Annotated in this window: 29 protein-coding genes, 1 pseudogene and 1 other annotated feature; of the genes and pseudogenes, 5 read left to right on the top strand and 25 right to left on the bottom strand. The window is 35.2% G+C overall.

What is annotated here, in order from left to right; all coding sequences use genetic code 11:
• Positions 1-3: 3 nt before the first annotated feature.
• The gene (gene pheS, locus ACI6PB_RS04490) at positions 4-1,050 is read right to left on the bottom strand and encodes a phenylalanine--tRNA ligase subunit alpha (RefSeq protein WP_025084509.1); all 1,047 of its coding nucleotides are present in this window, start codon (positions 1,048-1,050) and stop codon (positions 4-6) included.
• Between the two features lie 322 nt (positions 1,051-1,372).
• Positions 1,373-2,134: an RNA methyltransferase gene (locus tag ACI6PB_RS04485; protein ID WP_025084508.1), complete on the bottom strand. Its 762-nt coding sequence runs from the start codon at positions 2,132-2,134 to the stop codon at positions 1,373-1,375.
• A 67-nt stretch (positions 2,135-2,201) separates the two neighbouring features.
• On the opposite strand from ACI6PB_RS04485, the gene ACI6PB_RS04480 reads away from it, so the two are divergent.
• Together ACI6PB_RS04480 and yidC are read left to right on the top strand one after the other, a co-directional pair.
• Positions 2,202-2,477, top strand: coding sequence for an acylphosphatase (locus ACI6PB_RS04480; protein WP_404279950.1), 276 nt, complete (start codon positions 2,202-2,204; stop codon positions 2,475-2,477).
• Positions 2,478-2,535: 58 nt separating this feature from the next.
• A complete protein-coding gene (yidC, locus tag ACI6PB_RS04475; protein ID WP_025084506.1) occupies positions 2,536-3,522 on the top strand; it encodes a membrane protein insertase YidC in 987 nt (328 codons plus the stop codon).
• Between the two features lie 50 nt (positions 3,523-3,572).
• On the opposite strand, the gene ACI6PB_RS04470 is transcribed toward yidC, so the two are convergent.
• The 18 genes from ACI6PB_RS04470 to ACI6PB_RS04385 all read right to left on the bottom strand — a co-directional run bounded on the left by ACI6PB_RS04470 (position 3,573) and on the right by ACI6PB_RS04385 (position 16,935).
• Positions 3,573-4,514 carry a hypothetical protein gene (locus ACI6PB_RS04470; RefSeq protein ID WP_404327808.1) on the bottom strand — a complete coding sequence of 314 codons (942 nt, stop codon included), beginning with the start codon at positions 4,512-4,514 and terminating at the stop codon, positions 3,573-3,575.
• A 128-nt stretch (positions 4,515-4,642) separates the two neighbouring features.
• Positions 4,643-5,689: a cell wall metabolism sensor histidine kinase WalK gene (locus ACI6PB_RS04465; protein ID WP_227005248.1), complete on the bottom strand. Its 1,047-nt coding sequence runs from the start codon at positions 5,687-5,689 to the stop codon at positions 4,643-4,645.
• A 29-nt stretch (positions 5,690-5,718) separates the two neighbouring features.
• On the bottom strand, positions 5,719-6,405 hold the full coding sequence (locus ACI6PB_RS04460) for a response regulator transcription factor (protein ID WP_056951365.1): 687 nt from the start codon (positions 6,403-6,405) through the stop codon (positions 5,719-5,721).
• A 474-nt stretch (positions 6,406-6,879) separates the two neighbouring features.
• The gene (gndA, locus tag ACI6PB_RS04455; protein WP_025084503.1) at positions 6,880-8,304 is read right to left on the bottom strand and encodes an NADP-dependent phosphogluconate dehydrogenase; all 1,425 of its coding nucleotides are present in this window, start codon (positions 8,302-8,304) and stop codon (positions 6,880-6,882) included.
• Between the two features lie 171 nt (positions 8,305-8,475).
• Positions 8,476-9,027, bottom strand: coding sequence for a DUF177 domain-containing protein (locus tag ACI6PB_RS04450; RefSeq protein WP_025084502.1), 552 nt, complete (start codon positions 9,025-9,027; stop codon positions 8,476-8,478).
• Positions 9,027-10,127, bottom strand: coding sequence for a nucleotidyltransferase (locus tag ACI6PB_RS04445; protein WP_056956003.1), 1,101 nt, complete (start codon positions 10,125-10,127; stop codon positions 9,027-9,029). Before ACI6PB_RS04445 ends, ACI6PB_RS04450 begins: the two co-directional genes overlap by 1 nt.
• Before the next feature lie 8 nt (positions 10,128-10,135).
• The gene (locus ACI6PB_RS04440; protein ID WP_309511048.1) at positions 10,136-10,867 is read right to left on the bottom strand and encodes a class I SAM-dependent methyltransferase; all 732 of its coding nucleotides are present in this window, start codon (positions 10,865-10,867) and stop codon (positions 10,136-10,138) included.
• On the bottom strand, positions 10,867-11,205 hold the full coding sequence (rsfS, locus tag ACI6PB_RS04435) for a ribosome silencing factor (RefSeq protein WP_309511231.1): 339 nt from the start codon (positions 11,203-11,205) through the stop codon (positions 10,867-10,869). Before rsfS ends, ACI6PB_RS04440 begins: the two co-directional genes overlap by 1 nt.
• 19 nt (positions 11,206-11,224) lie before the next feature.
• Positions 11,225-11,827, bottom strand: a complete 603-nt coding sequence (gene yqeK, locus ACI6PB_RS04430; protein ID WP_309511049.1) for a bis(5'-nucleosyl)-tetraphosphatase (symmetrical) YqeK — start codon at positions 11,825-11,827, stop codon at positions 11,225-11,227.
• Positions 11,820-12,458 carry a nicotinate-nucleotide adenylyltransferase gene (locus ACI6PB_RS04425; protein WP_309511050.1) on the bottom strand — a complete coding sequence of 213 codons (639 nt, stop codon included), beginning with the start codon at positions 12,456-12,458 and terminating at the stop codon, positions 11,820-11,822. Before ACI6PB_RS04425 ends, yqeK begins: the two co-directional genes overlap by 8 nt.
• 14 nt (positions 12,459-12,472) lie before the next feature.
• Positions 12,473-12,787: a YhbY family RNA-binding protein gene (locus ACI6PB_RS04420; protein WP_025084497.1), complete on the bottom strand. Its 315-nt coding sequence runs from the start codon at positions 12,785-12,787 to the stop codon at positions 12,473-12,475.
• A gap of 10 nt (positions 12,788-12,797) precedes the next feature.
• Positions 12,798-13,913 (bottom strand): ribosome biogenesis GTPase YqeH, encoded by a 1,116-nt coding sequence (yqeH, locus tag ACI6PB_RS04415; protein ID WP_309511051.1) that lies wholly within the window; start codon positions 13,911-13,913, stop codon positions 12,798-12,800.
• Positions 13,900-14,427 carry a YqeG family HAD IIIA-type phosphatase gene (locus ACI6PB_RS04410; protein WP_025084495.1) on the bottom strand — a complete coding sequence of 176 codons (528 nt, stop codon included), beginning with the start codon at positions 14,425-14,427 and terminating at the stop codon, positions 13,900-13,902. Before ACI6PB_RS04410 ends, yqeH begins: the two co-directional genes overlap by 14 nt.
• A gap of 73 nt (positions 14,428-14,500) precedes the next feature.
• Positions 14,501-14,857, bottom strand: coding sequence for a 50S ribosomal protein L20 (gene rplT, locus ACI6PB_RS04405; RefSeq protein WP_025084494.1), 357 nt, complete (start codon positions 14,855-14,857; stop codon positions 14,501-14,503).
• Between the two features lie 50 nt (positions 14,858-14,907).
• Entirely contained in the window at positions 14,908-15,105 is a 198-nt protein-coding gene (rpmI, locus tag ACI6PB_RS04400; RefSeq protein WP_025084493.1) for a 50S ribosomal protein L35, read from the bottom strand.
• A 13-nt stretch (positions 15,106-15,118) separates the two neighbouring features.
• Positions 15,119-15,652 (bottom strand): translation initiation factor IF-3, encoded by a 534-nt coding sequence (gene infC / locus ACI6PB_RS04395; protein ID WP_034543788.1) that lies wholly within the window; start codon positions 15,650-15,652, stop codon positions 15,119-15,121.
• A gap of 24 nt (positions 15,653-15,676) precedes the next feature.
• Positions 15,677-15,786: a sequence feature (ribosomal protein L20 leader region), on the bottom strand.
• Positions 15,787-15,915: 129 nt separating this feature from the next.
• Positions 15,916-16,320, bottom strand: coding sequence for a hypothetical protein (locus ACI6PB_RS04390; RefSeq protein ID WP_404327807.1), 405 nt, complete (start codon positions 16,318-16,320; stop codon positions 15,916-15,918).
• A 117-nt stretch (positions 16,321-16,437) separates the two neighbouring features.
• A complete protein-coding gene (locus tag ACI6PB_RS04385; RefSeq protein ID WP_404327806.1) occupies positions 16,438-16,935 on the bottom strand; it encodes an NAD-dependent epimerase/dehydratase family protein in 498 nt (165 codons plus the stop codon).
• A gap of 91 nt (positions 16,936-17,026) precedes the next feature.
• Between ACI6PB_RS04385 and ACI6PB_RS04380 the strand changes: the two genes are divergently transcribed.
• Together ACI6PB_RS04380 and ACI6PB_RS04375 are read left to right on the top strand one after the other, a co-directional pair.
• Positions 17,027-17,467, top strand: coding sequence for a MerR family transcriptional regulator (locus ACI6PB_RS04380; protein ID WP_309511053.1), 441 nt, complete (start codon positions 17,027-17,029; stop codon positions 17,465-17,467).
• An 81-nt stretch (positions 17,468-17,548) separates the two neighbouring features.
• The gene (locus ACI6PB_RS04375; protein WP_404327805.1) at positions 17,549-17,917 is read left to right on the top strand and encodes a hypothetical protein; all 369 of its coding nucleotides are present in this window, start codon (positions 17,549-17,551) and stop codon (positions 17,915-17,917) included.
• Positions 17,918-17,951: 34 nt separating this feature from the next.
• Here the strand turns inward: ACI6PB_RS04375 and ACI6PB_RS04370 are convergent, their stop codons facing one another.
• Complete coding sequence (locus ACI6PB_RS04370; protein ID WP_041501690.1) at positions 17,952-18,980, bottom strand: IS30 family transposase; 1,029 nt, start codon at positions 18,978-18,980, stop codon at positions 17,952-17,954.
• Between the two features lie 292 nt (positions 18,981-19,272).
• Here ACI6PB_RS04370 and ACI6PB_RS04365 point away from each other — a divergent pair, with 292 nt between their 5' ends.
• Positions 19,273-20,112: a hypothetical protein gene (locus ACI6PB_RS04365; RefSeq protein ID WP_404351115.1), complete on the top strand. Its 840-nt coding sequence runs from the start codon at positions 19,273-19,275 to the stop codon at positions 20,110-20,112.
• A gap of 71 nt (positions 20,113-20,183) precedes the next feature.
• On the opposite strand, the pseudogene ACI6PB_RS04360 reads toward ACI6PB_RS04365, so the two are convergent.
• From ACI6PB_RS04360 to thrS, 4 genes and pseudogenes are all read right to left on the bottom strand, one after another.
• Positions 20,184-21,570 (bottom strand): annotated as a pseudogene (locus ACI6PB_RS04360) (APC family permease).
• Positions 21,571-21,660: 90 nt separating this feature from the next.
• The gene (gene tdcB / locus ACI6PB_RS04355; RefSeq protein ID WP_199800324.1) at positions 21,661-22,689 is read right to left on the bottom strand and encodes a bifunctional threonine ammonia-lyase/L-serine ammonia-lyase TdcB; all 1,029 of its coding nucleotides are present in this window, start codon (positions 22,687-22,689) and stop codon (positions 21,661-21,663) included.
• Positions 22,690-22,735: 46 nt separating this feature from the next.
• A complete protein-coding gene (ald, locus tag ACI6PB_RS04350) occupies positions 22,736-23,857 on the bottom strand; it encodes an alanine dehydrogenase (RefSeq protein ID WP_309511054.1) in 1,122 nt (373 codons plus the stop codon).
• Between the two features lie 358 nt (positions 23,858-24,215).
• A complete protein-coding gene (thrS, locus tag ACI6PB_RS04345) occupies positions 24,216-26,186 on the bottom strand; it encodes a threonine--tRNA ligase (protein ID WP_309511055.1) in 1,971 nt (656 codons plus the stop codon).
• Positions 26,187-26,303 lie beyond the last annotated feature (117 nt).

Below are 26,303 nucleotides of genomic sequence, written 5' to 3'. Positions count from 1 at the left end.
ATCTTAATTTACTCCTTTGAATTGTTCTAGGAATCTAACATCATTTAGATAAAAATCACGAATATCGTTGATTCCGTATTTAAGCATGGCAAAACGTTCAGGTCCAAGACCAAAAGCCATACCACTGTATTCGTTAGGATCAATCCCTGACATCTTCAAAACATTAGGATGTGTCAAACCGGCACCTAAAACTTCGATCCAACCAGTATACTTACAAATACGACAGCCTTTACCATCACAATTGAAACACGAAACATCAACTTCAACTGATGGTTCGGTAAATGGGAAGTAACTTGGACGGAAACGAATTTCACGCTGTGCACCAAAGACATGACGACACAAAGCTTCCAAAGTACCCTTTAAATCAGCCATACTGATATTCTTATCAACAACTAAACCTTCGATTTGATGGAATTGATGTGAATGAGTAGCGTCATCATCATCACGGCGATAAACCACACCTGGTGAGATCATCTTCAAAGGACCCTTAGTAAAATCATGAGCTTCCATGTCACGACCTTCTTGAGCTGAAGTCTGAGTTCTCATCAATAATTCATCTGACAAATAGAATGTGTCTTGCATATCACGAGCAGGATGATCCTTAGGAATATTTAATCTTTCAAAATTATAGTGATCTTCTTCAACTTCATAACCTGGAGCAACTTCATAGCCTAAACCGATGAAAAATTGTTCGATGTCTTCAATTGTTTGATTCAAAATATGTTTAGTTCCCTGAATTTGTTTAGCGGCTGGCAAAGTAACATCAATTTTTTCTTCTTCAAGTTGATGTGCTACCAATTTTTCATTCAACTCAGTCATTTTTTCTTCAATAGCTTGTTGGATATCTTTCTTAACATTATTAGCTAAAGTACCAATTTCAGGACGTTGCTCAGCTGGAACGTCTTTCATTCCACGTAAGGCTTTAGTAATTGGGCCTTTCTTTCCTAATAAGTTAACTCTTAGATCATTTAATTCTTGAAGTCTTTGGGCACGCTTAGCCTCATCGATACCATTTTCTCTTAAGCTTTTGAGCTTATCATCTAATGACATAGTTTTCCTCCTGCATTACTTTTTTATTGTTATCTTCAAATGTTTGCAATCTCTTTAACGAACTTTCTGCATAAAAAAAGTCCTCATCCCAAATAAGGGACGAGGACTCGCGGTACCACCCTAGTTCATGTTTAATACATGCACTCAAAGGTTATATAGTAACCAACTTATAAACTCAGAAAGTGAATTCACTCTTTCATTCATCAAGTCTTCTCAGTCAACGACTCTTCCTGTTATGAAATCCCAAGTTACTACTTTTCATCAAAGTTTAAACTATTTTCATATGACTAATTATACAAAAACCAAAAAGTTTCGCAAGTTTTTAAAGTGTTTGTAGTCCGTACATCAATACCCCAGCTGCTACAGCCACATTTAGTGATTCAGCTTTTCCTAAAATTGGAATATAAATATTTTCGTCACAAGCATTGAGGACATCTTGTGTCACACCATGAGCTTCGTTACCCATAATTAAAGCATAGTTATCAAGCTTTTCTAATTCGTTGTAAGGTTTAGCTTGCTCATTAACTTCAGAACCATAGATTGTTAATTCTGATTCTTTAGCCATATCGATAGCCTTATGAATATCCATACGATAGATTGGTAAATGGAATTGACTACCTTGCATCGAGCGTTGAACTTTTGGTTGATAAAAATCGGCCGAGTCCAAGCTAGTAATAACGCCATCATATCCGGCAGCATCAGCAGTTCTAACAATAGTTCCTACATTACCAGGATCTTGAACATCGTCTAACATAACCCATTTTCCGGTAATAGCTGACAATGATTCTGTATTATTTACTTTAAGAATAGCAAAGATTCCCTGTGGAGTCTTTGTCTCAGATAGTTCTTTAGCTACTTCTTCTGAAACAGTCACAGCGATATCGTGGTATTTCTTAACCAAGCGATCCTCAGCATACTTCTCAGTAACTAATACTTGAACAAAATCTTGTTCATATTCATCGGCTTCACGTACTAAGTGAAAACCTTCTACCATGTAAGTTCCTGTTTTTCTAATGTACTTTGTTGATGCTAATTTCTTTAATTGCTTAATTTCATCATTTTTCTTAGATTCAATATATTTCATATGTGTCTCATCCCTCTTGTTCTATAATATAAATACTAACACATAAGATGATGTGAGGTGATTAGTTGTGAAACATCTTTCTATTAATGTTGATGGTTTAGTACAGGGCGTGGGTTTTCGATACTCAACTTTGCAAGTTGCAGTTGAATTGGGCGTAACTGGAACTGTCCGAAATGAAATCGACGGTTCCGTGTCCATTGAAGCTGAAGCACCCCAAAAAGAACTCTACGTTTTTTTAAATCGTGTTAAATCTTCGCCATCACCCTTTGGAAAAGTCAGAAAATTGGACTATACTTTTTCTGACGACTTACAACATTACAAAAAATTTACTGTGATTGGTTGAAACGTCAAATGAGTTAACGTATATTACAGTATATACGACTAAAAGGGTGGTTTATTAATTGAATAAAAAATACGTCAAATATCTATCAGTACTTTCGTTAGTTTTAGTACTGACACTAGTTTTGACGGGGTGTGCGCAGCAAACAGCTGCAAATTTACATGCCCCTACTAGTGGGCCCTACGGAATTGTTTACAAATGGATTGGAACTCCATTCCAAAAGTTAATCCTAAAGACGGCTCAAACTATTGGTGGTAAAAATGCCTACGCATGGGGTATTGTTATTATTTCCTTTATCGTTCGTCTAGTATTGGTTCCTCTATCATTGAATCAACAATACAAGTCAACGACTCAACAGGAAAAAATGCGTGCCGTACAACCACAGTTGAAGATGATTCAAGCTGCACAAAAGAAAGCTAAAGATCCAGCTGCACAACAAAAAATTAGTGCTTTAATGATGGATGTTTATAAAAAGAATAATCTTAGCTTGACTGGTGGTATGGGTTGTTTACCATTATTGCTACAAATGCCTATTTTGATGGGTATTTATCAGGCCGTACAATATTCTAAAGAAATTGCTTCTGCTACTTTCTTAAATATTCCACTTGGTAAACCAAGTATCGTCATTGCCATTATTGCAACTTTGTTCTATGTCATTCAAAGTTGGATGTCATTACAAATCGTTCCACCAGAACAAAGAAAACAAATGCAAACAATGATGATGGTCAGTCCATTGATGACTTTCTTCTTCTCAATCTTCCTATCTGCCGCACTTGCTCTTTACTTCTTGGTTGGTGGTGTTGTTATCGTTATCCAGCAATTGATTACTAACTACATCGTAACTCCAAGAATTAGAAAACAAACCGATGCTGATTTAGCTAAGCATCCGGTTAAAGTCGTGGTTACTCAAGAAATGCTTGATAGTATCTTAAACGGTGGGGCTGCTCCTAGTTCCCCTGCTGGTAGTGCTCAACAAGCTGAAGAAAAAGAGCTTCACAAGAACATCCGTGAATTAAACAAGGGTAAACAAAATCGTAACAAAAAATAATCAAAAAAGAGGTTGTAAATTCTAATGAATTTACAACCTCTTTTTTTACTCTATAGATTTGGTTTAGCATGCATTACTGTCCCATTTGGATAAACCGTCCAATCATCACCAGATGATCCGTCACTATCACTTGAATGAATCCAATAAACAGATTGACCATTACTATCAGTATATGTCTTAGCTGTACCGCCATTTTGATCAACGATCACAGCATATTTCTTATCAGTATTACCATCATGACTTTTAACCATATTAATCGCCTGAACAGAACTAACAGTTCCAACTGATGAAGAGTCATTATTATTGTTAGTCTTATTATCAGTACTATTGCTACTATCAGTATTTGTATTTGTTGAATCATTAACATTCGTATCCGTAGTATTAGCATTAGTATTGGTATCAGTACTGTTTTTCTTAGAATCTTCGGTTTCAGAACTAGTTGATTTCGTTACTCGTTTAGCTTCCTTAGCTGCTTTAGTAGCCTGCTTATATGAATTTTCCAAACTACTATTAGTCAAATTAGATGAACGAGAACTTAACTTGGCTGTTTCACTATAAGCCAACTCATTATCCTCATTTTTATAAACAAATAAACCTACTGTCTGAAATTCACTCAATTCAACATCTTCAAATAAATTCTTTACTGTCTTAGTACTATTAGAACTAATAGTACTATCACCATCTTTATCAGCTCTCACTTTGTCGCTTTTCGTATGCAATAAGATAAAATCAGAATTGATAAAACTTATATTTTTATTAGTACGATTAATAATTTTCAAATCCACTGATACTGGATCTTGACTACTTCTAGTGAATAAAAACGTTAATTCATTTTTTTCTGATTGAGATAAGCTCGTGTAGTCTACTGTTTTTTCTGTAGTTTCCGTGGCCTTGACGTTAGAAGTTGATTTATCCGCATCGGCCTTATTTGCACAACCGGCACTAATTAGTAGTAAACACATTACGCCAATTAACAGTGCTTTCTTACTCAAAATATCTTCCTCCCCTTGGAATTGTATCTTAATAATATACTTTTGACTTGAACTTTGGAAATAACCTGCAACATAAAAAGGCACCTACCAGAGATATATTTCTCTAGTAGATGTCTATTCATTTATAATTATTCACCTTTAGACGTTTCATCCTCAACAGGAGTTTCCTGGATAAGTGGCAATTCAATCTTGAAAACTGTTCCTGAACCGACAACACTTTCTACTTCCAAACTACCATGATAGATTTCAATCAATCTTTTGGCGATAGAAAGCCCTAATCCGTTTCCTCCGCGTTTTCTAGAGCGAGCCTTGTCAACTCTATAGAATCTGTTAAAAATACGTTTAAGGTCTTTTTTTGCGATTCCTAAGCCATAATCTTGAACTACAACTTCCAGCAAAGCTGAATTAGTCGAAGCTGCAAAATTTATTTCTTTTCGATCAGCGGAATATTTGAAGGCATTATCCAGTAAGATGACCAACACTTGTTCCAAGTGATTACGATAAATTTTAACTTTGCTACCCTCACGAATATCGTCATCAAAATTAATAACAAAATCGGGATGCAACATTTTAAAATCATTATAAACTTGGGTAAATAATGGTTTGACTTCTGTTGTTTGCTCCAAATAGGCACTATCGATTTGTTCAACTCTAGTTAAATCAAGCATCTCTTGAATTAAGGACTGCATACGTTTCAATTCTTGTAATGAAGAATTAATTGAGTCATTCAAAACTTGAGGATCATCTTTTCCCCAACGTTGTAACATACTCAAATGTCCCTCCAAAACAGCCACTGGTGTTCTCAATTCATGCGAAACATCCTCCACGAATTCCTTTTGTTGATTCGTGTAAGCTTGCATTCGATCTAACATTTTATTGATATTGACTGTTAAATCGTAAATTTCATCATTTCTCTTACGTAACTTAATTCTAGAATCAGAATCAGGCTTTTTATTTAAATCATCGATAGTCTTATTGATTCGCTTCAAGTCGTTCAAAACCATCGTTACCGCAAAATAGCTCAAAAGAACACCAATAACGAAAACGATGACGCCACCGATCAACAATTTATTTGTAAAAGAATGAATCTCATTTACGGATGCAACATTTTGGACAGTCCGCATAGCTAAAACGCCTACAAAAATATAAGCCATTAAAATAACTATTGAAATCAATGCTGTCCACTTGAATCTAATGGAAATTCTCATCGTCTCATCACATATCCTTTACCACGAACGGTTGAAATATAACTTGGTGCACCTGAACGATCAATTTTATTACGTAGATATTTAATATAAACATCTACAACGTTAGTCTCAGTTGAAGAACCTGTTCCCCAAACGCGCTCTAATAAGTCATCACGACTCAAAACGGTTCCAACGTTTTCCATCAAAACACTCAACAAATCATATTCACGACGTGTTAAATCAATTACTTCACCATTACGCTTCAAGGTTTGTGTTGTCTTATCAATTACCAAATTCTTATACTTAAGAACTTGATCATTGTTTCTAGTTACATCGATGTCTAAATCGATACGTCTTAACAAAGCACGAATTCTTGCAAGCAATTCCTCAATAGCGAAAGGCTTAACAATATAATCATCAGCACCATGATCTAATCCTGATACACGATCAATAATTGAATCTCTTGCTGTCATCATAATAATTGGTGTGTTCTTTTCTTGACGGACACGACGACAAACTTCAATACCATTTAATTCAGGCAACATTAGATCCAATAAAATCAAATCCCAGTCTTCAGACAATGCCGCTTCAAGGCCAGTTCTACCATCACGTTCAACAGTTACTTCATAGTTTTCATGTTGAAGTTCGAGTTGAACGAATTTTGCCATGTTCTCTTCGTCTTCAATAACAAGTATTTTAGCCATATATTTCTCCCATACATAAATATTAAATTGTCTTTAATTATAGCTTAATCATTAATTTGAATATGCCAGATTCTTGGCAATGCACTAATGATTTTAACATATAGCAAAAATTAAAAGAAGACAAGCTTTTATTTTTATTTTTTTGGAAAAATAAAAAAGAGACAATAATTCGTCTTAATTTTAATAATTTAATTTACTATTCATAGAAATATAAATAGTGAAAACAAATTAGAATTGTAGATTTACTAATGAGATTTCAAAACAACATTATTTGCTAATTTATCAACTAACGATAATTGTTTAGTTTCTATTTCTTTTTGACACAAAATTCTCTCCCTTTAAAAATTCATATTTTCAAAGTACAAATAAGTATTCAAATCCTAACAAATTCAGTTTTTTTAATAAAAAAGCCTTAGACAATTAATCGCTATTCATACAACGATTATGTCTAAGGACATTTTTATATTAAATTAATTATTGTTCTTCATACCATGTGTAATGGAATACACCTGGTTTGTCATTTCTCTCATAAGTATGAGCACCGAAGTAATCTCTTTGAGCTTGAATTAAGTTTGCAGGAAGAACTTCTGAACGATATTGATCGTAGTATGAAATTGCAGCCATGAAACCTGAAACAGGAATTCCTGCTTGAACAGCAAAACTTACAACGTCACGAACGTCTGATTGATATTCTTCAACGATACCCTTGAAGTAATCGTCCAACAATAAATTATCTAATTTTGGTTCTTTATCGTAAGCATCTGTAATCTTTTGTAGGAATTGTGCACGAATGATACAACCAGCACGCCAAATTTGAGCAATCTTACCATATTGTAGATCCCAATCATAATGATCTGAAGCAGCTTTCATTTGGGCAAATCCTTGAGCATAACTGATCAACTTACTGAAGTACAAAGCCTTACGGATCTTTTCAACCAATTCGTCCATATCTTTAACGATTGGCTTTGTAGCAGGTGCAGGAAGAACCTTACTTGCCTTAACACGTTCATCTTTGTATGCAGAAACGTAACGTGAATAAACTGATTCAGTGATCAATGATTGTGGAACACCTAATTCTAGAGCACTTTGTGAACTCCACTTACCAGTACCTTTGTTACCAGCCTTATCCATGATCTTGTTGACGATGTAGTCATCTGAGCCTTCATCATCTTTTCTAGTTAAAATTTGTGATGTGATATCGATCAAGTAACTTGAAAGTTCACCCTTGTTCCAGTCTTGGAAGACTTCAGCAATCTTATTAACATCATTGTTAAATAAGTGCTTCAACAAGTTATAACTTTCTGAGATCAATTCCATATCGCCATATTCGATACCATTATGAACCATCTTTACATAATGACCAGCACCATTAGGTCCGATATATGTAACACATGGAGCACCATCTTCGTCGGCTTTAGCTGAAATTTGTTCCAAAATAGGAGCAACTAAATCATAAGCTTCTTTTTGACCACCGGGCATCAATGAAGGTCCTTGAAGAGCACCTAACTCACCACCGGAAACACCCATTCCGATAAAGTTGATTCCTGATTTATCCAAAAGTTCATTACGTTTCATAGTATCTTCGAAGAATGTATTACCACCATCGATCAATACATCACCTTTGTCTAATAAAGGCAATAATTGATTGATAACAGCATCAGTACCGGCACCAGCCTTAACCATCATCAAAATACGACGAGGCTTTTCTAGTGAATTTACAAAGTCCTCAATTGTATAACTTGGTACCAATTTCTTTTCAGGATGTTCCTCAACAACTGCTTTTGTCTTTGAACCAGTACGGTTGTAGATAGCAACTTCATATCCGCGGCTCTCAATGTTAAGGGCAAGATTTTTACCCATAACAGCCATACCAATAACACCAATTTGTGGTTTTGCCATTATAATAATTACCTCCGATTTTTGTTAACACATACTAATCTTAACAAAAAAACAAAAAAGGAGTATATAAAAGAACTTTTTTAGCAATTTTTTTGTAAAAAAAAGCGATTAGATTTATATGTGTTATTTTCAATTTCCAATAAATACAAATAAAAAAGAGCAGTAACAATACTACCCCTTTGTGTCGTCATTAAATAAATTTTTTAATTTAGCAAATTCAGGATTAACATGTTCTTCCTCATGTTGTTTCTTATACTCTTCTTCAGAAATAACACTCCAATTTTTGCCTGATGGCATAACATTCTCTTCCTCTTCCTTCTTAGTTAAAATTTTTGAAGGAATACTCAACAAAATATTATCCACAATCGATTCGTAAACATTGATGGTTGGATTATCATCATCAACAGGAATAACGACATTGTAGTCTTCTAATTCCTCTTCATCTACATCATCAATATTATAAGCCTCATTAATTCGAATATTCAGTGGCAACTCAACTGGTAATAAACTTCTAGTTGAAGGTACCTTTAGTGTTGTTTCCACTTTAATATCTGAAATAACTAAGCCATGGTCATTAAATAACTGACCTTCAACCTCTACGGGAGAAATGGCTAACACATCTTCTGAACGTGTTTGCATCTCCTTGGTTAAATCGAGTGTTTCTTTAAATGTAAAAGGTTTGTCTTTGTAACGACGAACTTCTTGCACATCCCAATTTAGCATTAATTTACCCCTTTCATATAAGGTATTTTTCCAAAATTTTGTTCTTCCTCAGTTATGAGCTGACGAACCTCATCCGCTCGTACTTCCAAGTTTAAATGTTTTTGTTCTTTTTTACCAACTCGTGTAATCAGATCGACATTGCCCTTTTTTAAGCCATTTAAATAATTTTTACCACGTTCATCAAATCCCAATATTCTTAAATAAGGATTATTATAAACATTATTAATTTCTGACTTTTTGACATTTAATAATGTATACATCATCAGCCGCCTGATTCGAGCCATAGTATACCGTTTTGATTTTACACGTTCAACTAATTCCGTAAAATTATGGCTCCATTTAATTTCTTTTTTTAGTTTATACTCCAAACCTTCAACCATCTGATAGTTAGAGTGTAATTCGGTTACTGAATGACTGAGAATTTGAAATTTTAAATACGGAAAATAATCATCCCAAGTCACAATCTTTTGTTTATCGAAATTATTTACAGTTGCTGTCGGAACCAAATCAGCAAATGAGAGCCCTTGAGACTTCCGTTTTCTAATCTCAGTTGCACTAAATTCACTTGCAACACGTTGAATCGTATTGACATGAATTGGATAGTCCTGCTCAATCAATTGAGTTACATAATTTAAACCTAAGAGCTGATTGGGCAACTTAGCAATATCAATTCCTAAGGTCTGATAATACTGAGTTAAATTTTCAGCCGAACTCAAACGATAATCCTGTTGAAAATCAGTCCGAGAATGAATTATTTTTTGTGCTAAATTATCAAAATCCAATTTTTGTTCAGTACCAAAAACTAGTTCATTGACTTCTAAAAGTTGCAATAATTTCATTGACCCTCGGGCAAAGTATTGTGCCGACTCCACTGCATATGCGAATGGCAATTCAACAACAAGATCAACCCCATTATCGATAGCAATCTGTGCTCGACTCCATTTATCTAAAATAGCAAAATCACCCCGTTGGACGAAATTACCAGACATTACGGCAATTAATACATCGGGGTGATACGTTTGTTTAATTTTATCTATAAATAATTTATGACCATTGTGAAACGGATTGAACTCCGCAACGAAACCATAGACTTTTGTCATAGAATCCTCTATTTTTCTGCAGCAAAGAACCAACGAGTTGAATCATCTTTGATTTCTGATTGACCAAATTCTGCCGTAACTTGGACATTCTTAAAGCCGATGTCCTTAAGAATCATCTCAAAAGTCCCAACTGGATATGTTCTCTCCTTATGAAGTTCAGTATTAACTGAATAACCTTGAATCTTTTCATTCCAATTAAAGAATGTCAATTCATGCTCAATACTGTGAGGATATTCACCCTCATAACTATTCCACATAAAAGCTGAATCTTCAGCTCGATGATTGAACATATAGCCTGGGAAAACCTCATCCATTTGATATAGAGAATGGGCATCAAACAAATACTTGCCACCTTCGTTAAGGTGCTCATACGCTTGATTAAAAGCTACTGCTAGCTCGTCTTCATCTTTTAAGTAACAAATTGAATCATCAAAACAAGTGATGACATCAAACTTATTGAAATCAAATAAATCCATCATATTACTTTGAACAAATGGAATATTCTTTTTGGCTTTGGTTGCTTTTTCCGCTGCAATTTTTAACATTTCTTCAGATAGATCAGTTCCCGTAACTTGGAAACGATCAGCTAATTGGATTGTTAAATCACCTGTACCACAAGCAACGTCTAACAAGGTTTTTGCTTTATCCGAAACTTGTTGTTCTACATATTGCGCCCACTTAGCGTACAGTGAATCATCCATTAATTCACTGTAAACACGTGCAAATGAGTTATAAATCATTATTCAGTTACCAAATTGGAAATATCTACTTCAGGGGCATCTGACCAAAGTTTTTCCAAATTGTAGAATTCACGTTGTTCTGCTGTGAAAACATGAATAATAACATCATGAAGATCAATCAAAACCCATTGAGAGTTACGATTTCCTTCAACGTGACTTACATCAATGTCATTTTCGCCAGCTTTGTCCAAAACTGATTGAACGATAGCATCAACTTGACGTTGAGAACTAGCATCCATAATGACAAAGTAATCAGCCACAATACTTACACCACTGATATTCAAAACCTTAATATCGTTAGCATGTTTTTCATCCGCTGCTTTAACAGCAATTTCCATTATATTCTTTGAGTCCAAACTATAATTCTCCTTTTGCGATCCAATAGTTATAATTTACAAATGTTTCTGGGTATACCACTCTATTGCGGTCAATTAAGTATGCCAATGAGTGCTTCAATTCAAAAGTTACTCCAGCATCTAATGATTTTTTAGCATATTGTCTAGCTTCATCGATTCCTGGAAAACTTCTCTTCGGTTCAATGAAATCACCAATAAATACACATTTATCGACCGTAGTCATCGTTGTGTGACCAACTGTGTGTCTTCTGATAGCATTCAAGACATCTTCATCATAAATACCCAATTCGTCTTTAACAATTTCAGCACCAACAATTCCGTGCCAAATAGCATTGTTAAATTTTAATAATTCTGGATCCATATTCTTTTCTTTAATAACATTAATAAATTCTTCATCACTGCGCTCTTTAGCATAGTCGTGTAACAAACCAGCCAAGCCCGCACGTTCGACATCGCCACCGTTTTCAGCAGCTAGTCCGCGACTTACTTTTTCTACTCGTAAACAATGGTTATAGCGAAAATCGCTTAAAGTATCACGCATTCGCTCCAGAATCTTGTCTCGATCGATTCCTGGCATAACTTCGTCATAATTAAATTCAGTCATTATAAAGCCCCCTGTCATTTATATACCAAGCAACATCATCAGGCACCAAATATTTTATTGTTTGACCTTTTCTGACTCGCTCACGTATCATACTTGAACTAATTTCTAATTCAGGCGTGTTTACCCAAAGTATAGGATATTTCGACTTTTTCTCAAAACCTTTGCGACATACTCCTACAAAATGTACCATCTGTCTCAATTCTTCAATGTGAGACCACTTAGGTAGATTTTCCACCATATCTCCGCCAATAATAAAGTAATACTCAGTATTAGGATTATATTCTTTCAATAGCTTAATAGTCTCGTAAGTATAACTAACTCCACCTCGATGAATATCAGTCAAATCTAAGTCAAAATGCATATTATCTCTAATAGCTAATTTGATCATATTGATACGATCATCACTACTAATAGTAGGGATAGTTTTTTGTACACCACGATGAGGTGGAACTTTGTCAGGTAAAAATAACACTTTATCCAAACACAATTGTTCATAAACTTGTTCGGCAATAACTAAATGTCCTAAGTGAATAGGATTAAAAGTTCCACCTAAGATTCCAACATGCTTTTTGGGCAAATTACTATGAAATTCTAATTTTGCTTTAGTCAATAATTGTTTTTGAGTATCCATTTTCATCACTTAAATTACATATTTTCTAATTCAATAGAATATTTACGATTTTTGATTTTAGGTGCCTTCTTGTAAAAGACCAACTTGGAACCAATTGTTTGAACATGAACGATTTGTTCATCAAATTCATTCAAAGCATCAATCAAATCCTGAGGTTCTACCATTGTATTTTGCAGTAATGAAACCTTAATTATTTCATCTTTATTAATTAAAAGTTCTAATTGATTTAAAAGATTCTCACTGATACCATCACGACCAACTTGGATAGCTGGCTTCATAGTAGCGGCTTGGCTTCTTAAATAACGATTCTTTTTTCCTTTGATTATCATATGTTTCTCCTTAAATAATTGCATTCCGAATTGAGACACGGACACCATCTGGAACATAGGCTTTAACCTTACTTCCAGCGGGAATTGTAACCCAACCTAAACCATAGATAACAATATCAGATTTCTCATGTGCAGAGAAAATTTGTTGCTTCATTTTAGGGAAAGATTCAATTTCTGTAGGTGGAGCTAAAATATCACCTAAATGTTTTTGATAAAATTCATCCGCATTAATTGTCTTTGTTCTGTGGAGTGGCAATCCTTGATTAACATAGAAGGTAACATTTGTCTTATAATCCAAGAAATCAAATCTGGCTAAGCCGGCCACAAAGATTGTTTGTCCATCACGAAGTTGGAAAGTAACTGGACGTAATGGTTTTTTAGGTGTAATAGTCTTTAAATCTTTGGCATTCAAATAATGTGCTAATTGATAATTGTGAATAATACCTGGTGTATCAACTAAATTGTGTCCATCATCCAAAGGAATATCAATTCTATCAAGCGTTGTTCCTGGAAATCTTGATGTAGTAATCAAATTCTTAACGTCTGAGTTAGAACTGATAATACGGTTAATCAAAGTTGATTTACCAGTATTTGTTGTTCCCACGACATAAACGTCTTTACCATCACGATATTTTTCAATCATATCCATCAATTCATCAATATTAGTTCCTTTAACAGCTGAAACTAGAATTTGATCAGTTGACTTGATTCCATTTTCCTTACTCTTTTGTTGCAACCAGTTCAACAGACGATTCTTATTAACTGATTTTGGCAATAAATCAACCTTATTACCAACGACAATAATCTTCTTATCACCAACAAATCTTTGTAAACCGGGAATGACACTACCCTCGTAGTCAAAAACATCAACCACATTTACTACTAGTGCATCTTTTTCTGAAATAGAGTCCAATAACTTCAAAAAATCATCATCTGAGACATCAACATCCATAATTTCATTATAATTACGTAGTCTGAAACATCTCTTACATAATAATTCTTTAGAGTCATCTTCTACATATTTCTTTAAAGTTGATTCTTGCACATAGCCGGGCTTATCTTTATCTTCGGTCTGAAGTCTGGCACCACAACCTATACAATACAACTTATCATCAATTTCTGTCATTTAATGAATCCTTCCAGTATAAATTCTTATCACGTTTTTGCATAGCTTTTAAAATTGGACGTTCAAAAAATCTATTTACACGGGTCTTTTTAGCATCAGTTTTTACTAAAGGCTTTACCAAAACTGTTTTTAACCCGGCCATATTTCCCGCCAAAACGTCAGTCATCACTTGATCTCCAACAAATAAGACGTTGGCAGGATTAATTTTTTCACTTCTAATATGATTAATAATTACGAATGGTAATGGTTTAACTGCACGAGCAACAATACTTACCGGTAATTCATGAACAGCTTTTTCAACACGTTCATAACTATTGTTCGAAACAATCATAACCTCAATATCATTTTTAGACATCTGATTGAGCCATTTTCGTAATGAGAGGTCATATTTATTACTATTCCATGGCAAAAGTGTATTATCAAGATCTGTCATAATAGTAGTAATTCCTAATTGTTTAAGATCATCAATCTCAATATCAGTAATCTTATCAAGCATAATATATGGTTTAAACATTTTTAATCCTCATTATCTGCTAATTAGTAAAAAAACGTAATTTGGGTTATCCAAATTACGTTTGTTTTAACAATTAAGCTAAAGCTTTCTTAGCTGTATCTACTAAACTTGTGAATGCCTTTGGATCTTCAATAGCAACTTGGGCCAACATCTTACGGTTGATGTCGACATTAGCTAACTTCAAACCATGCATTAATTTGCTGTAGCTGATTTCATTCATTCTTGCAGCAGCATTGATTCTAGCAATCCATAACTTACGGAAGTCGCGCTTAACTTGGCGACGATCACGGAATGCATAACGGTATGAAACCATGATTTGAGTATGAGCTGCTTTAAAAGTGATATGTTTTGAACCACGATATCCCTTAGCTAATTTTAAAACCTTTTTACGACGTTTGCGAGTTACTGTTCCACCTTTTACACGTGGCATAATGACTCCTCCTTTAATTTACGAAAATAAATATTTAAGTGATTAGCTAATTAATATGTAGCTAACATTTGTTTGATACGTTTCATATCACTTGAACTAACCATACCTGGTTTAGCCAATTGACGACGTTGCTTCTTTGTCTTACCGTGGAAACGGTGACTTGTGTAAGCATGCATTCTCTTCCAACCACCATTAGCAGTTTTCTTAAATCTCTTTGCTGATGCGCGGTGTGTCTTTTGTTTAGGCATGAAAATCCCTCCACTATTTCTTCTTTTTGTTATCTTTTGCATTAATTGGATCAAGCATTAAAAACATACTACGACCGTCCATCTTAGGTCTAGTTGTTACCGTAGCAACATCCTTAGTCTGTTCAGCGACACGGTCTAAGACTTCCTTACCTATCTCTTTATGAGTAATTGCTCTACCCTTAAAGCGAAGAGAAACTTTGACCTTATCACCTTTAGCTAAGAACTTACGAGCATTGTTAAGTTTTGTATTGAAGTCGTTGGCCTCAATAGTTGGACTTAAACGTACTTCCTTAAGACTAACAGTTTTTTGTTTTTTACGTGCTTCACGATCTTTCTTTTGAAGATCGAACTTATATTTACCATAATCCATAATTCTGGCAACAGGTGGCTTAGCACCCGGTGACATTAGAACTAGGTCCATATTAGCTGCTTCAGCTAATCTTCTAGCTTCTGCGGTTGGCTTAACACCAACTTGATCCCCATTTTCAGCGATCAATCTAACTTCTTTCGCACGTATTTGATCATTTAATAATAATTCTCTTGCTATGAGTAGTCACCTCCGGAGTAATTTGACCCACAAAAAAAGCGGGCTGCACAAGCATGCCCACTATATTATCTACGTAATCGTATTAACCTAGAGGCGAATGCATAGGTGAGAAGCGGGCGCTTCTGCTTAATCTCAACAGTTATAAACTATAACAATATAAATGCCACATGTCAATAAACATCGATAAATTTGTTATAGAAAAGCTGAAAAATTTCAATGTAAATAATTTATCACGTTAACTTATTTAGCGCAAGCTTTTAGTCTTATATCAAATTATATTTGACTAAACTATCGACTGCCGCTAAAACGGCCTGTTGATTATCAGAAATTGGTGTCCAGCCCAGAATATTTTTGGCTTGTTGATTACTGATTTTACGATTCATATGCATCATCAATTTACCTTCTCTAGCTCTAGAATTGAACACTGCTCCAACATCAATAAGCCAATTAGGTATAGTTTTATCCGTAACTTTACCCCTTAAAAAATTACGCTGAGTTTTTACGAGTTCAGCGATCTCCTTCATTGAGATCTGTCCATCTGCACTAGCAATAAATCTTTTAAATTTAGCATCCGGTGTTTCCATAGCCCTGATCTCAATATCAACGACATCCCTAACATCTACTACATTCAAAGGTAAATCAGGAATTCTTTTAGTTGTATCAGCCAAGAGATTCTTTAATAAATCGAAACTGCCCGATACATGTCGATCTAGTGATGGACCAAAAATGGCAACTGGATTGACTGTAACAAACTCTAAATTTACTTCTGATTGATTAACGTATTTTCAAGCCGCCTGTTCAGCTAACAATTTAGACTTCTCATAAATCGACAAACCTTTTTCCTTAGAATCAGTCCAATCAGCTTCAGTGGTTAGTCCCTGCTTCCTACTAAATCCAATTGCTCCAAAATTAGACGTCATTACGACTCGCTTTACGTTACTGGCATTGGCGGCCTTTAAAATCCTTAAAATACCATCCAAAGCCGGTTTTATAGCATCTGATTCATTTTTAATTTTGCCAAAGAAAACTGGTGAAGCAACACTAAAAACATATTCCCGATCCTGCATGGCCTCTAACCAATTATTGTCATTGGATAAATCTGCCTCAATAAAAGATAGATTTTGTAAATTTTTAACTCCATAAGCTTCTAAAACTTTTGTTATACGAGTTTGACCACTTTGTTTTCGAGTAGTCGTTCTAACATCGTAACCATCGTTTAACAATTGCATAACTAATCTTAAACCTAAGAATCCTGTGCCACCTGTAACTAAAACTTTTTTCATAAAGGAACTTCCTTATACTTATTTTATTAATTGATTATTATCACTTTAAACCCTAAACTATGGTTCATAGCAAACATATAAAGGAGATTTTATGAAAAAAACTTATTCTATTAAAGAAGTAGCTGATTATTTTCAATTACCAATTTCAACTATCCGTTACTATGATAAAAAGGGATTACTTCCTTTTGTCTCAAAAAATGCGGCCGGGTATCGAGTTTTCTCAAAATCCGATTTTGGTTTTATCAAAACAATTTGTTGTTTAAAAAATACTGGAATGCCTATTCGAGACATCAGAACCTACATTAACCTTTGTATGCAAGGAACTACTTCAATTCAACAGCGTGGAGAGTTACTACAACAACATAAGACAAACGTTTTGAAACAACAGCAAGTGCTACATGATAATCTAAAAGAAATCACTACCAAAATTCAACGCTATGCTAGTGATGATTCGGTTAATATTATCAAAAGTCAAATCAAATTTGTTAAGAATGAAAAGAAGGTTCTAAACCTTGAGGACCCATTTAAATAATTAAGCATAACTTTGGACAAATGATTCGAGACGCTCTTTAATTTAGTTAACATGTTTAAACAAAATTAAGGAGTGATTCTTATGATAGAAGTTAAAAATCCTACTGAACTTATTCAAGCTCTTACTGCAAAAGATGCATCCATCGTCCTGACTCGCAGTATGATGCTGACCCATTCCATCACCTTACCGAATGCCACCTCACTATCTGGTAAACCACAGGAAGATTCAGCATTACCTATTTTGATGTTTCAAGATAGTGACGGAATCGGTCTAACAGCCAATAATACTATTAAAAACTTAATTATCCATACTCCAGCCAATCATCGTTCCATCTTTAATACTAATTATGAAACCGATCTTGGTTCATTCGGCTTTGAAAATCTTGAATTGAATGGTCAATTTTCTTTCCGAAAATTACAAGAACAAGTTAGCCACTTGTCCAAAAAATAAATACGAAATATATCAGTGCCAGAAAAGTGCATTTCTAAACTCCACAGAAACTAGTGAATAGTTCCCGTGGAGTTTTGTAGTTCAACAACTTTCTAGGCATATCATTGAGCTTTGATTCAATAGAGGATACTAAATCTGGAGCAATAGAATCGAGTGACAGCCCTTTGGGCAAGTCACGACGAATCATTCTATTATGTGCTTCATTGGTTCCTCTTTCTGAGGAAGTATATGGATGTGCAAAATAAACATCTGAAACTCCAGACATAACAGAATCGAGATTAGCAAATTCAGGACCATTATCTGCGGTTATCGAGTTGATAATGTGACCGTAATTATGTTTGATCTCTTCCATAGCGTAATCAACAGAGTCGGCATCTCTACCGTCAATAAGTCGCATTATCTCGAATCTGGATTTACGCTCAATAAGTGTTAAGACTACGCTCTCGTGACCATTTCTCTTACCAACGATAGTATCAATTTCAAAGTCACCAAAATCTTCTCGCAAGTCAACGCTCTCAGGACGTTCCTCGATACTTCTACCCAATAGACGCTTATGTTTCTTCGAAACGTGTAGCTTGGTAGATCTATTCATTTTGTCGGTTAAGTCTATATTACGTATCTCTAAACGTTGTTCATCGATGTACTTATAAAGAGTGGTAGTTGATACCATTTCATCTTTAAAGAATAACCCATCGACACGTGATCTACCTGCGATTATATCTGGAGACCACCCCTGTTTGAACTGTTCTACAAAGTAGCTTAGGAATTGTTTAACTCGATTAAACTTAGAAGGTCGATGACACTGCTTACGCAGCGTGTCATAACGTAATTGAGCGGTATCAGGGTAATAATCATTAGAGAAATATTGTTTCCCATTAACCTTTTTAACCTGTCTTACGGTCCCTCTGCGGATCTCATTATTAATAGTTTGAGGGCAAACGCCAACGGCGTGAGCAATCTTACGATTTGAGAATCCCAAAAGGTGAAGCGAAGCTATTTCACCACGTTCAATTTCAGTTAAATGGTGTCCCTTAGGTCGTATTATGGTATCATTTTCTTGCATCAAGACGAAAAACCTCTTTCATTGTTTGTGTAGGAACTCCAATGATACCTGATTTTTTCGTCTTGGTGTTTTTATTTTGAGCTTTTATTGAAAGTGGCTAACTTGATTATAAAATTCGCCTCAATTTTCTTTCCTATCTAAATCTAAATTAAATAACACTTTTTTAAATTTAAAAAACATCAACATCATTGCTGCTGATACTAGAGGCTATCTAGAACAACCTCAAAAATATGGTGTCAACGTACTTCAAGGTGCCTTAACTATTTATAATTTGAATCCTGATAAGAATAGTTTGATCACAGTCAATGCAAAAAAAATCTCTATCGGTCAAAAAAATTCTCCTGTTATCGGTTCAGGTGTTTTTATCGCTGGATTTGGTGATAATGGTGGACGTGTCGAAATTGACGACTTTTCAACTAATGATGTTTATTCTACTGGCAAGATTCCTTTAGGAGTTGCTGATATAATTACTGGTGCTATTTTCATTGTCAATGGTGCTCATGCTAAAAAGATTACTCAACGTGGGGAAACTACCACTTATGGCGTCAACGATATGGTTCTAGATGCTTGGGGCGAAGTTGATGAATGGGACGTTATGGGATCGGTTACCTCATATGGTCCTTCTGGTATTGGCTTTGTTAATTTTGGAACAGTCAAATCATTCAATGCTCAGGCACCTATAGAGACCTTTGGATTAGGGGCTCGTGGTTACAATCAATATGATGGTACTCTCGAAGAAGGTCACTTTTCTTCCATTATGACTTTTGGAGACGGATCAATTGGTGTACAAATTTCTAAGAAAGTTGGTCATTTAACCTTTGATGGTGGTATTGTCACACACGGAAGTATTGGTAATTCACTCGTCAAAGGTGTTATTGTTGACCTTCCTGCCTATGCTTTAAGTATCAAGGATGGTGGTGTCGTTTCAAGCATCACTGTTAAAGGTAATATCCAGACTAAAGGTAAAGGTGTTGCTAGCTATAATGTTGAGTCCAAGGCCTTAGTTAATAAGATGACCATTACGGGTAAAGTAAGTGCTACTGGTGAAGGTTCAGAACCTTTGAATATCCAAGATGGTGCCCAAACGCCAACTGATTTTTCTACTGATACGAATAATAAAACTACAATATAGATAGTAGGAAAAATTTAGCACCATCAAAATAAGGTCTAGAAATCAGAAATTGATTTCTAGACCTTATTATTTCATTCAGGATTAACTTCTAGTTTTGATATTTTTTTTGAATCATTATCAGTCTTTTGTCCATCTAAATTCCACTTATTCTTTAAGTAGAAGTATATTGGAACACCTATAGCAGTGACACCAATTCCAATAATCGTAGTAACAAATTCGGTCAACAAAGTACATACCAGAATGAATACTCCACCTAAAATAGCAATGATAGGAATAATTGGATATAAAGGAACTTTATAAGGCCTTTCCAATTCTGGTTGAGTATGACGTAATTTGATAACTGCAATGAAGGCCATGACATAAAATACCCAAATTACAAAAATCAGCATATTAGTAATGGCATCAAATTCACCAGTTAACATCATCAAACAAGCGATAATTAATTGAATTGCACCGGCAGCCCATGGAATTCCCGCTTTATTCAATTTAGCAAAAGTATCACCAAATGGTAATTTGTGTTCCTTTCCCATAATATAAGGGATACGCATGCTTGTCATTGTATAACCATTTAAACCACCATAAACTGAAATCAGAATTCCAATTGTGACCAATTTACTGCCCATGTCGCCAAAAATCATCGTGGATGCATCAGATGCGGCGTTAAGATTACCAGCAATTTGATTAATTGGTAGTACATACATGAAAACAGCATTAACTAAAACGTAAACTAACATAATGACTGCAATTCCCAAAGAAATAGCCTTGGGCAAATCTTTACGAGGATTCTTCATTTCTCCGGAAATGTTACCTACATGAATCCCAACCATCGTATGCAAACATAGTTGCTAACAAACCATTTCCCATTGCGGTGATCAAATTACGATGTGGACCTGCAACAACGGGGAATAATGATAATTCAACTGGTCCCTTGTGCATGAACCCAAATAATACAATCAAGGCTAACGGAATCAACTTTGCAACTAAAGAAATTGATGTAACTCTTCCTCCAACTTTAGCACTGATCCAATTAAGCGAAGTTACTGACAAAGCACTTAATATTGCCACTGGTACTATCCACGAATTAGAGAGTGTAAATAAATGTGTGAATTGTGTACCAAAAGCAATTGATATAGCTGCTACGTTTGCAGGAAAGTAAATAATAGCTTGGGCCCATCCGGCCATAAATCCCCAAAATCCACCATAACTATGTTCGATGTATTTTGTTAATCCACCTGTTTCAGGATAAGCAGCTGCTAATTCTGCTCCTGTTAAACCGGCACAAATAGTAATAAAGCCTACCAATAACCAGACAAGCATAGTTAAACTTGTTGAACCCGTATAGTTAGTTACGGCTGATGCTTTAAAGAATACTCCAGTTCCAATTACGCTCCCGGTTACAGTAGCAAAAGCGGGGAAAAAACCAATTGTTTTTTTCAACTTGGCATCTTGATCGCCCATAATCTTATACCTCCACGTAAAAAGTTATTTTTTAAAAAAGAAAAGATGTTGCATTCAAATGCAGCATCTTTTCAGGTTTCAAATTAACTTTTAACCAATGCCTCCGTCGGCTTTAACTGGTTTCAAGAATTGATCAATAATTTGTGAAACACGATTAAGGTCAACATTACCACCAGATACCATAGCAACAGTCTTTTTATTCTTGAGCCATCTGTCATCAATCTTATGTGATTCAAGAGCTGCTACTGGAAGTGCACCAGCACCTTCTGCTACAACCTTAGTTCTCTGTAATAGATCCTTCATAGCATGAGCAATTTCATCTTCATTTACTAAGACGATTTCATCTACTAATTCACTAACGATTGGGAATGTGATGTCTCCTGGTACAGCAACATCTGTTCCATCTGCTAATGTAAAGTCATCGTGATGTTTAGTAATTTGACCAGCTTTAACTGATGCATACATACCATGAACATTTTCTGATTGAACACCAACGATATGGATATTAGGATTAAATGATTTCAATGCGGTAGCCATTCCGGAAATCAATCCTCCACCACCGACAGGAATAATAACAGTATCTACATCCCAAATATCATCTAAAATTTCCAAGCCAATCGTTCCTTGTCCAGCGATAACATATTTGTCATTGAACGGATCAACGATAGTCTTTCCTTCTCTTTCAGCACGTTCGAACATCCATTGATGTGCATCATCGAAAGTTGCACCATGGATATCAACCTCTGCACCATAACCTCTTGTAGCGTCACGTTTCATTTGTGGAGCTTCTTCAGGCATAACAACCGTTGTGTCAATTCCTAATAAATGTCCTGTCAAAGCTACACCTTGAGCATGATTACCAGCTGATGCGGTAATAACACCCCGACTCAATTCCTCTTTTGATAAGTGATTAATTTTATTGTTGGCACCTCTGAATTTGAATGATCCTGTTAATTGCATATTTTCTAGTTTTAAGAAAACGTCCCCACCAACAACATTACGACTCAAAAACATGGATTGAACTAGAGGGGTCTTACGAGCATATTTCCCAACAATAGCCTTTGCCTCTTCAATATCATGAATATCAACAATATTATCAATACCTACACCTTTAAGCATGATCCGTACCTCATTCATTTTTATTTTAAATACATTTTGTCAATATTTAGTTAACTGATTCTTCATCAACTGATAATTCTGTGTATGGTAAATCAAGTGAATCTGCCAATCCTTTATTGGTTACTTTACCTTCAAATAGGTTAACTCCAGATGCCAAAGCTTTATCTGTCTTGATGGCTTCATTAATACCTTTATCAGCAATTTCTAGTAAGTAACTTAAATTACCTTTTGCCAAAGCCATTGTGGCTGTACGTGGTACTGCTCCCGGTTGATTAGGAACTGCATAATGGATAATTCCATCTTTTACAAAGATTGGATCATCAATTGTTGTTGGATGATCAATTGTTTCAACAGTTCCACCTTGATCAATGGCTACATCGACTAATACACTTCCTGGTTTCATTGATTTAACCATATATTCTTTAACCAACTTAGGTGGTCTTGAACCTGGAATCAGAATTGTTGAAATAAAGATATCAGCATCCTTAATTTCCTTAGCTAAATTCTCTTCATTTGATTTGACAACTCTAAATTTCTTACCTGCAAATTTATCTTGTAGGAACTTAATTCTTTCGTCGTTTAATTCGATAATTACAACTGAGCAGCCCATGTTCAAAGCTAATGTAGCAGCGTTAATAGCAGCGTTTCCACCACCAAAGATTACAACGTTTCCACCATCAATTCCGGGGATGCCGGGTAGAAGAATTCCTTGACCTTGATGCTGTGCTTCAAGATAATAAGCCCCCATAATAACTGATCTACGACCAGCAATTGCACTCATTGGTGCTAACAATTCCAATTTCCCATCTTTGACAATTGTTTCACCACCAATTGCAGTTGTACCAGCTTTCATCATTGCCTCAACAGTTGGTTTTGATGATGCCAAATGTTGAAATCCCCAAACAATTTTACCTTTTGAGAAATACTTGTATTCTTCAGGATCAGGTTCCTTAACCTTGATGATCAATTTAGCTTTCCAGCCATCTTCATGACTAACTAATTTGCCACCAGCATCGACATACTCTTCGTTTGTAAAGCCTGCTCCAATACCTGCATCTTTTTCAACAAGTACCTCATTACCTGCTTCAACCATCTTACGAACATTCTCTGGAGTTGCCGCTACACGACCTTCTCCCTCTTTTTGTTCTTTAATTACAGCGATTTGCATATTCACACTCTCCTTTTGTGAAAACGATAACTATTTCCTTACAAGTGCATGATAGCGCTTACAATCAAGGGTATCAACCAGTTTTTTTACTTCACAAACTTAAAGATTATGATAACCATTGCTAAGATTGAGAAAATTTTATCAAAAAAATTTTTAATTTCACAAATTATCATATTTTAAAAAAATTATGATCCATATATTGTTTACAAGGTAAAAACAAGTGTTCATTTAAAATGAACACTTATCGTATCATTCTGATATTATATTCATTTCATTTTTAACAAAAAAAATACACTCAACCATTTTCATGATTGAATGTATTTGAATTATAAAATGTTATTTCATTGAAGGATATTAATTAATCCTTAGCATCAGATTTATCAGTAACATCTTTACGACTAAAGTTAGCAATATCGGCAACAACAGAACTTACAAACATCTTAGCATTTTCTGAAGCTGAATCAGCTTCACCATATTTTCTTACAGAAACTGTGGCGTTTTTAGCTTCCTCATCACCAATAACTACTGTATATGGTACCTTCATTGTTTGAGCATCACGAATCTTGTAACCCATCTTTTCATCACGATCATCAATTTCGGCACGAATATTCTTAGCACGTAATTCTGAAAGAACTTCATTGGCATATTCTGAGTGAAGTTTTTGGTTAACAGGAATAATACGTACTTGTGTAGGAGCCAACCATGTTGGGAAAGCACCCTTGTAAATTTCAATTAGGTAAGCAATAAATCTTTCCATAGTTGAAACAATACCACGGTGAATCATAACTGGTCTGTGATCTTCACCATCTGAACCAACATATGTTAGTTGGAACTTCTCTGGTTGCATGAAGTCTAGTTGAATTGTTGACAATGTTTCTTCATTACCAAGAGCTGTCTTTGTTTGTACATCAAGTTTTGGACCATAGAAAGCAGCTTCACCTTCAGCTTCATAGTACTTCAAACCAAGATCATCCATAGCGGCTTTAAGCATTGATTGTGATCTGTTCCACATTTCATCATCATCGAAGTACTTCTCTGTATTAGCAGGGTCACGATAACTTAGACGGAATGTGTAATCATTGATATCAAAGTCTTTGTAAACTTCAACCATCAATTGTAGTGTACGTTTGAATTCTTCTTGAATTTGGTCAAGTGCAACGAATGTGTGACCATCATTTAGAGTCATTTCACGAACACGTTGTAGACCTGACAAAGCACCTGATTTTTCATATCTGTGCATCATACCAAGTTCAGCAATACGAAGTGGTAGATCTCTGTATGAACGGTTGTGATGCTTGTAAATTTGAATATGTGAAGGACAGTTCATTGGACGTAGTTCAAGCATTTCGCCATCACCCATATCCATTGGTGGGAACATGTCTTCACGGTAGTGTGCCCAGTGACCTGAAGTCTTGTAAGCATTTAGGTTCATAAGGATAGGTGTGTAAACGTGTTGGTAACCCCAGGCAACTTCCTTATCAACGATATATCTTTCGATAACACGACGGATTGTAGCACCATTTGGCATCCAATATGGAAGACCAGCACCAACTTCTGGGTCAACGAAGAACAAGTCTAGATCACGGCCAATTGTTCTGTGATCACGTTCTTTAATTTCAGCACGACGTTTAAGATCAGCCTCTAATCCATCTTCCTTATAGAAGGCTGTAGCATAAATTCTTTGAAGCATTGGGTTACTTGATTTACCTTGCCAATAAGCACCAGCAACTGAAAGTAGTTCAAAGTGTTTCAAAGCCTTTAGATTTGTAAGTACAGCATCATAACCAAAATCAACAAATCCATCTAATGTGTAAACAGGAATTTGAACAGATTCAATAGCACCGATTAATGAAGACTTGTATGGATCATCCTTGAACATTTCAACAAGCTTGTCTTTATCCATCATAGATCTTTCAATCTTGTCATTGTTCTTAATAATCTTATTCATCAAAGCCTTGATATCTTTCAATTCATCAACACTGATTTGTCCCTCTTTGCTGTCAGTATCAACATAGAAACCATCATCATTGGCTTGTTTTTCACCAAAGTGAAGATCTTTCTTGAAACTCTTAGCAGCAGCACTAAATACTAGAGCTGCAGTGTTTCTCAAAACCTTTAGAGCATCTTCCTTATCTTCTCCAGAGATAATTTCGATTTTAGCATCTTGTTTGATCGGACGTTCAAGATCAACTAAAGTATCATTAAGTTTACCAGCAACAGCTTTCTTACCCAATGATGTGCTAATTGATTTAGCAACATCTAAAGTAGTTGTGCCTTCGTCAAACTCCTTAACTGAATCATCTGGGAATGTTAACTTGATTTTTGACATATACTTTTCCTCCTAATATTTAGACAACAAAAAATGCGTCCCTGAAGTATAGACACATCTTAAGACATGTACATACTTCAGGGACGCATTTCTACGCGGTTCCACCCACTTTAAAAC

The organism is Companilactobacillus paralimentarius (genome assembly GCF_963227125.1).
In the GTDB taxonomy this organism is placed as follows: Bacteria; Bacillota; Bacilli; order Lactobacillales; family Lactobacillaceae; genus Companilactobacillus; species Companilactobacillus paralimentarius.
This window is presented reverse-complemented; position numbering and strand designations above follow the sequence as displayed.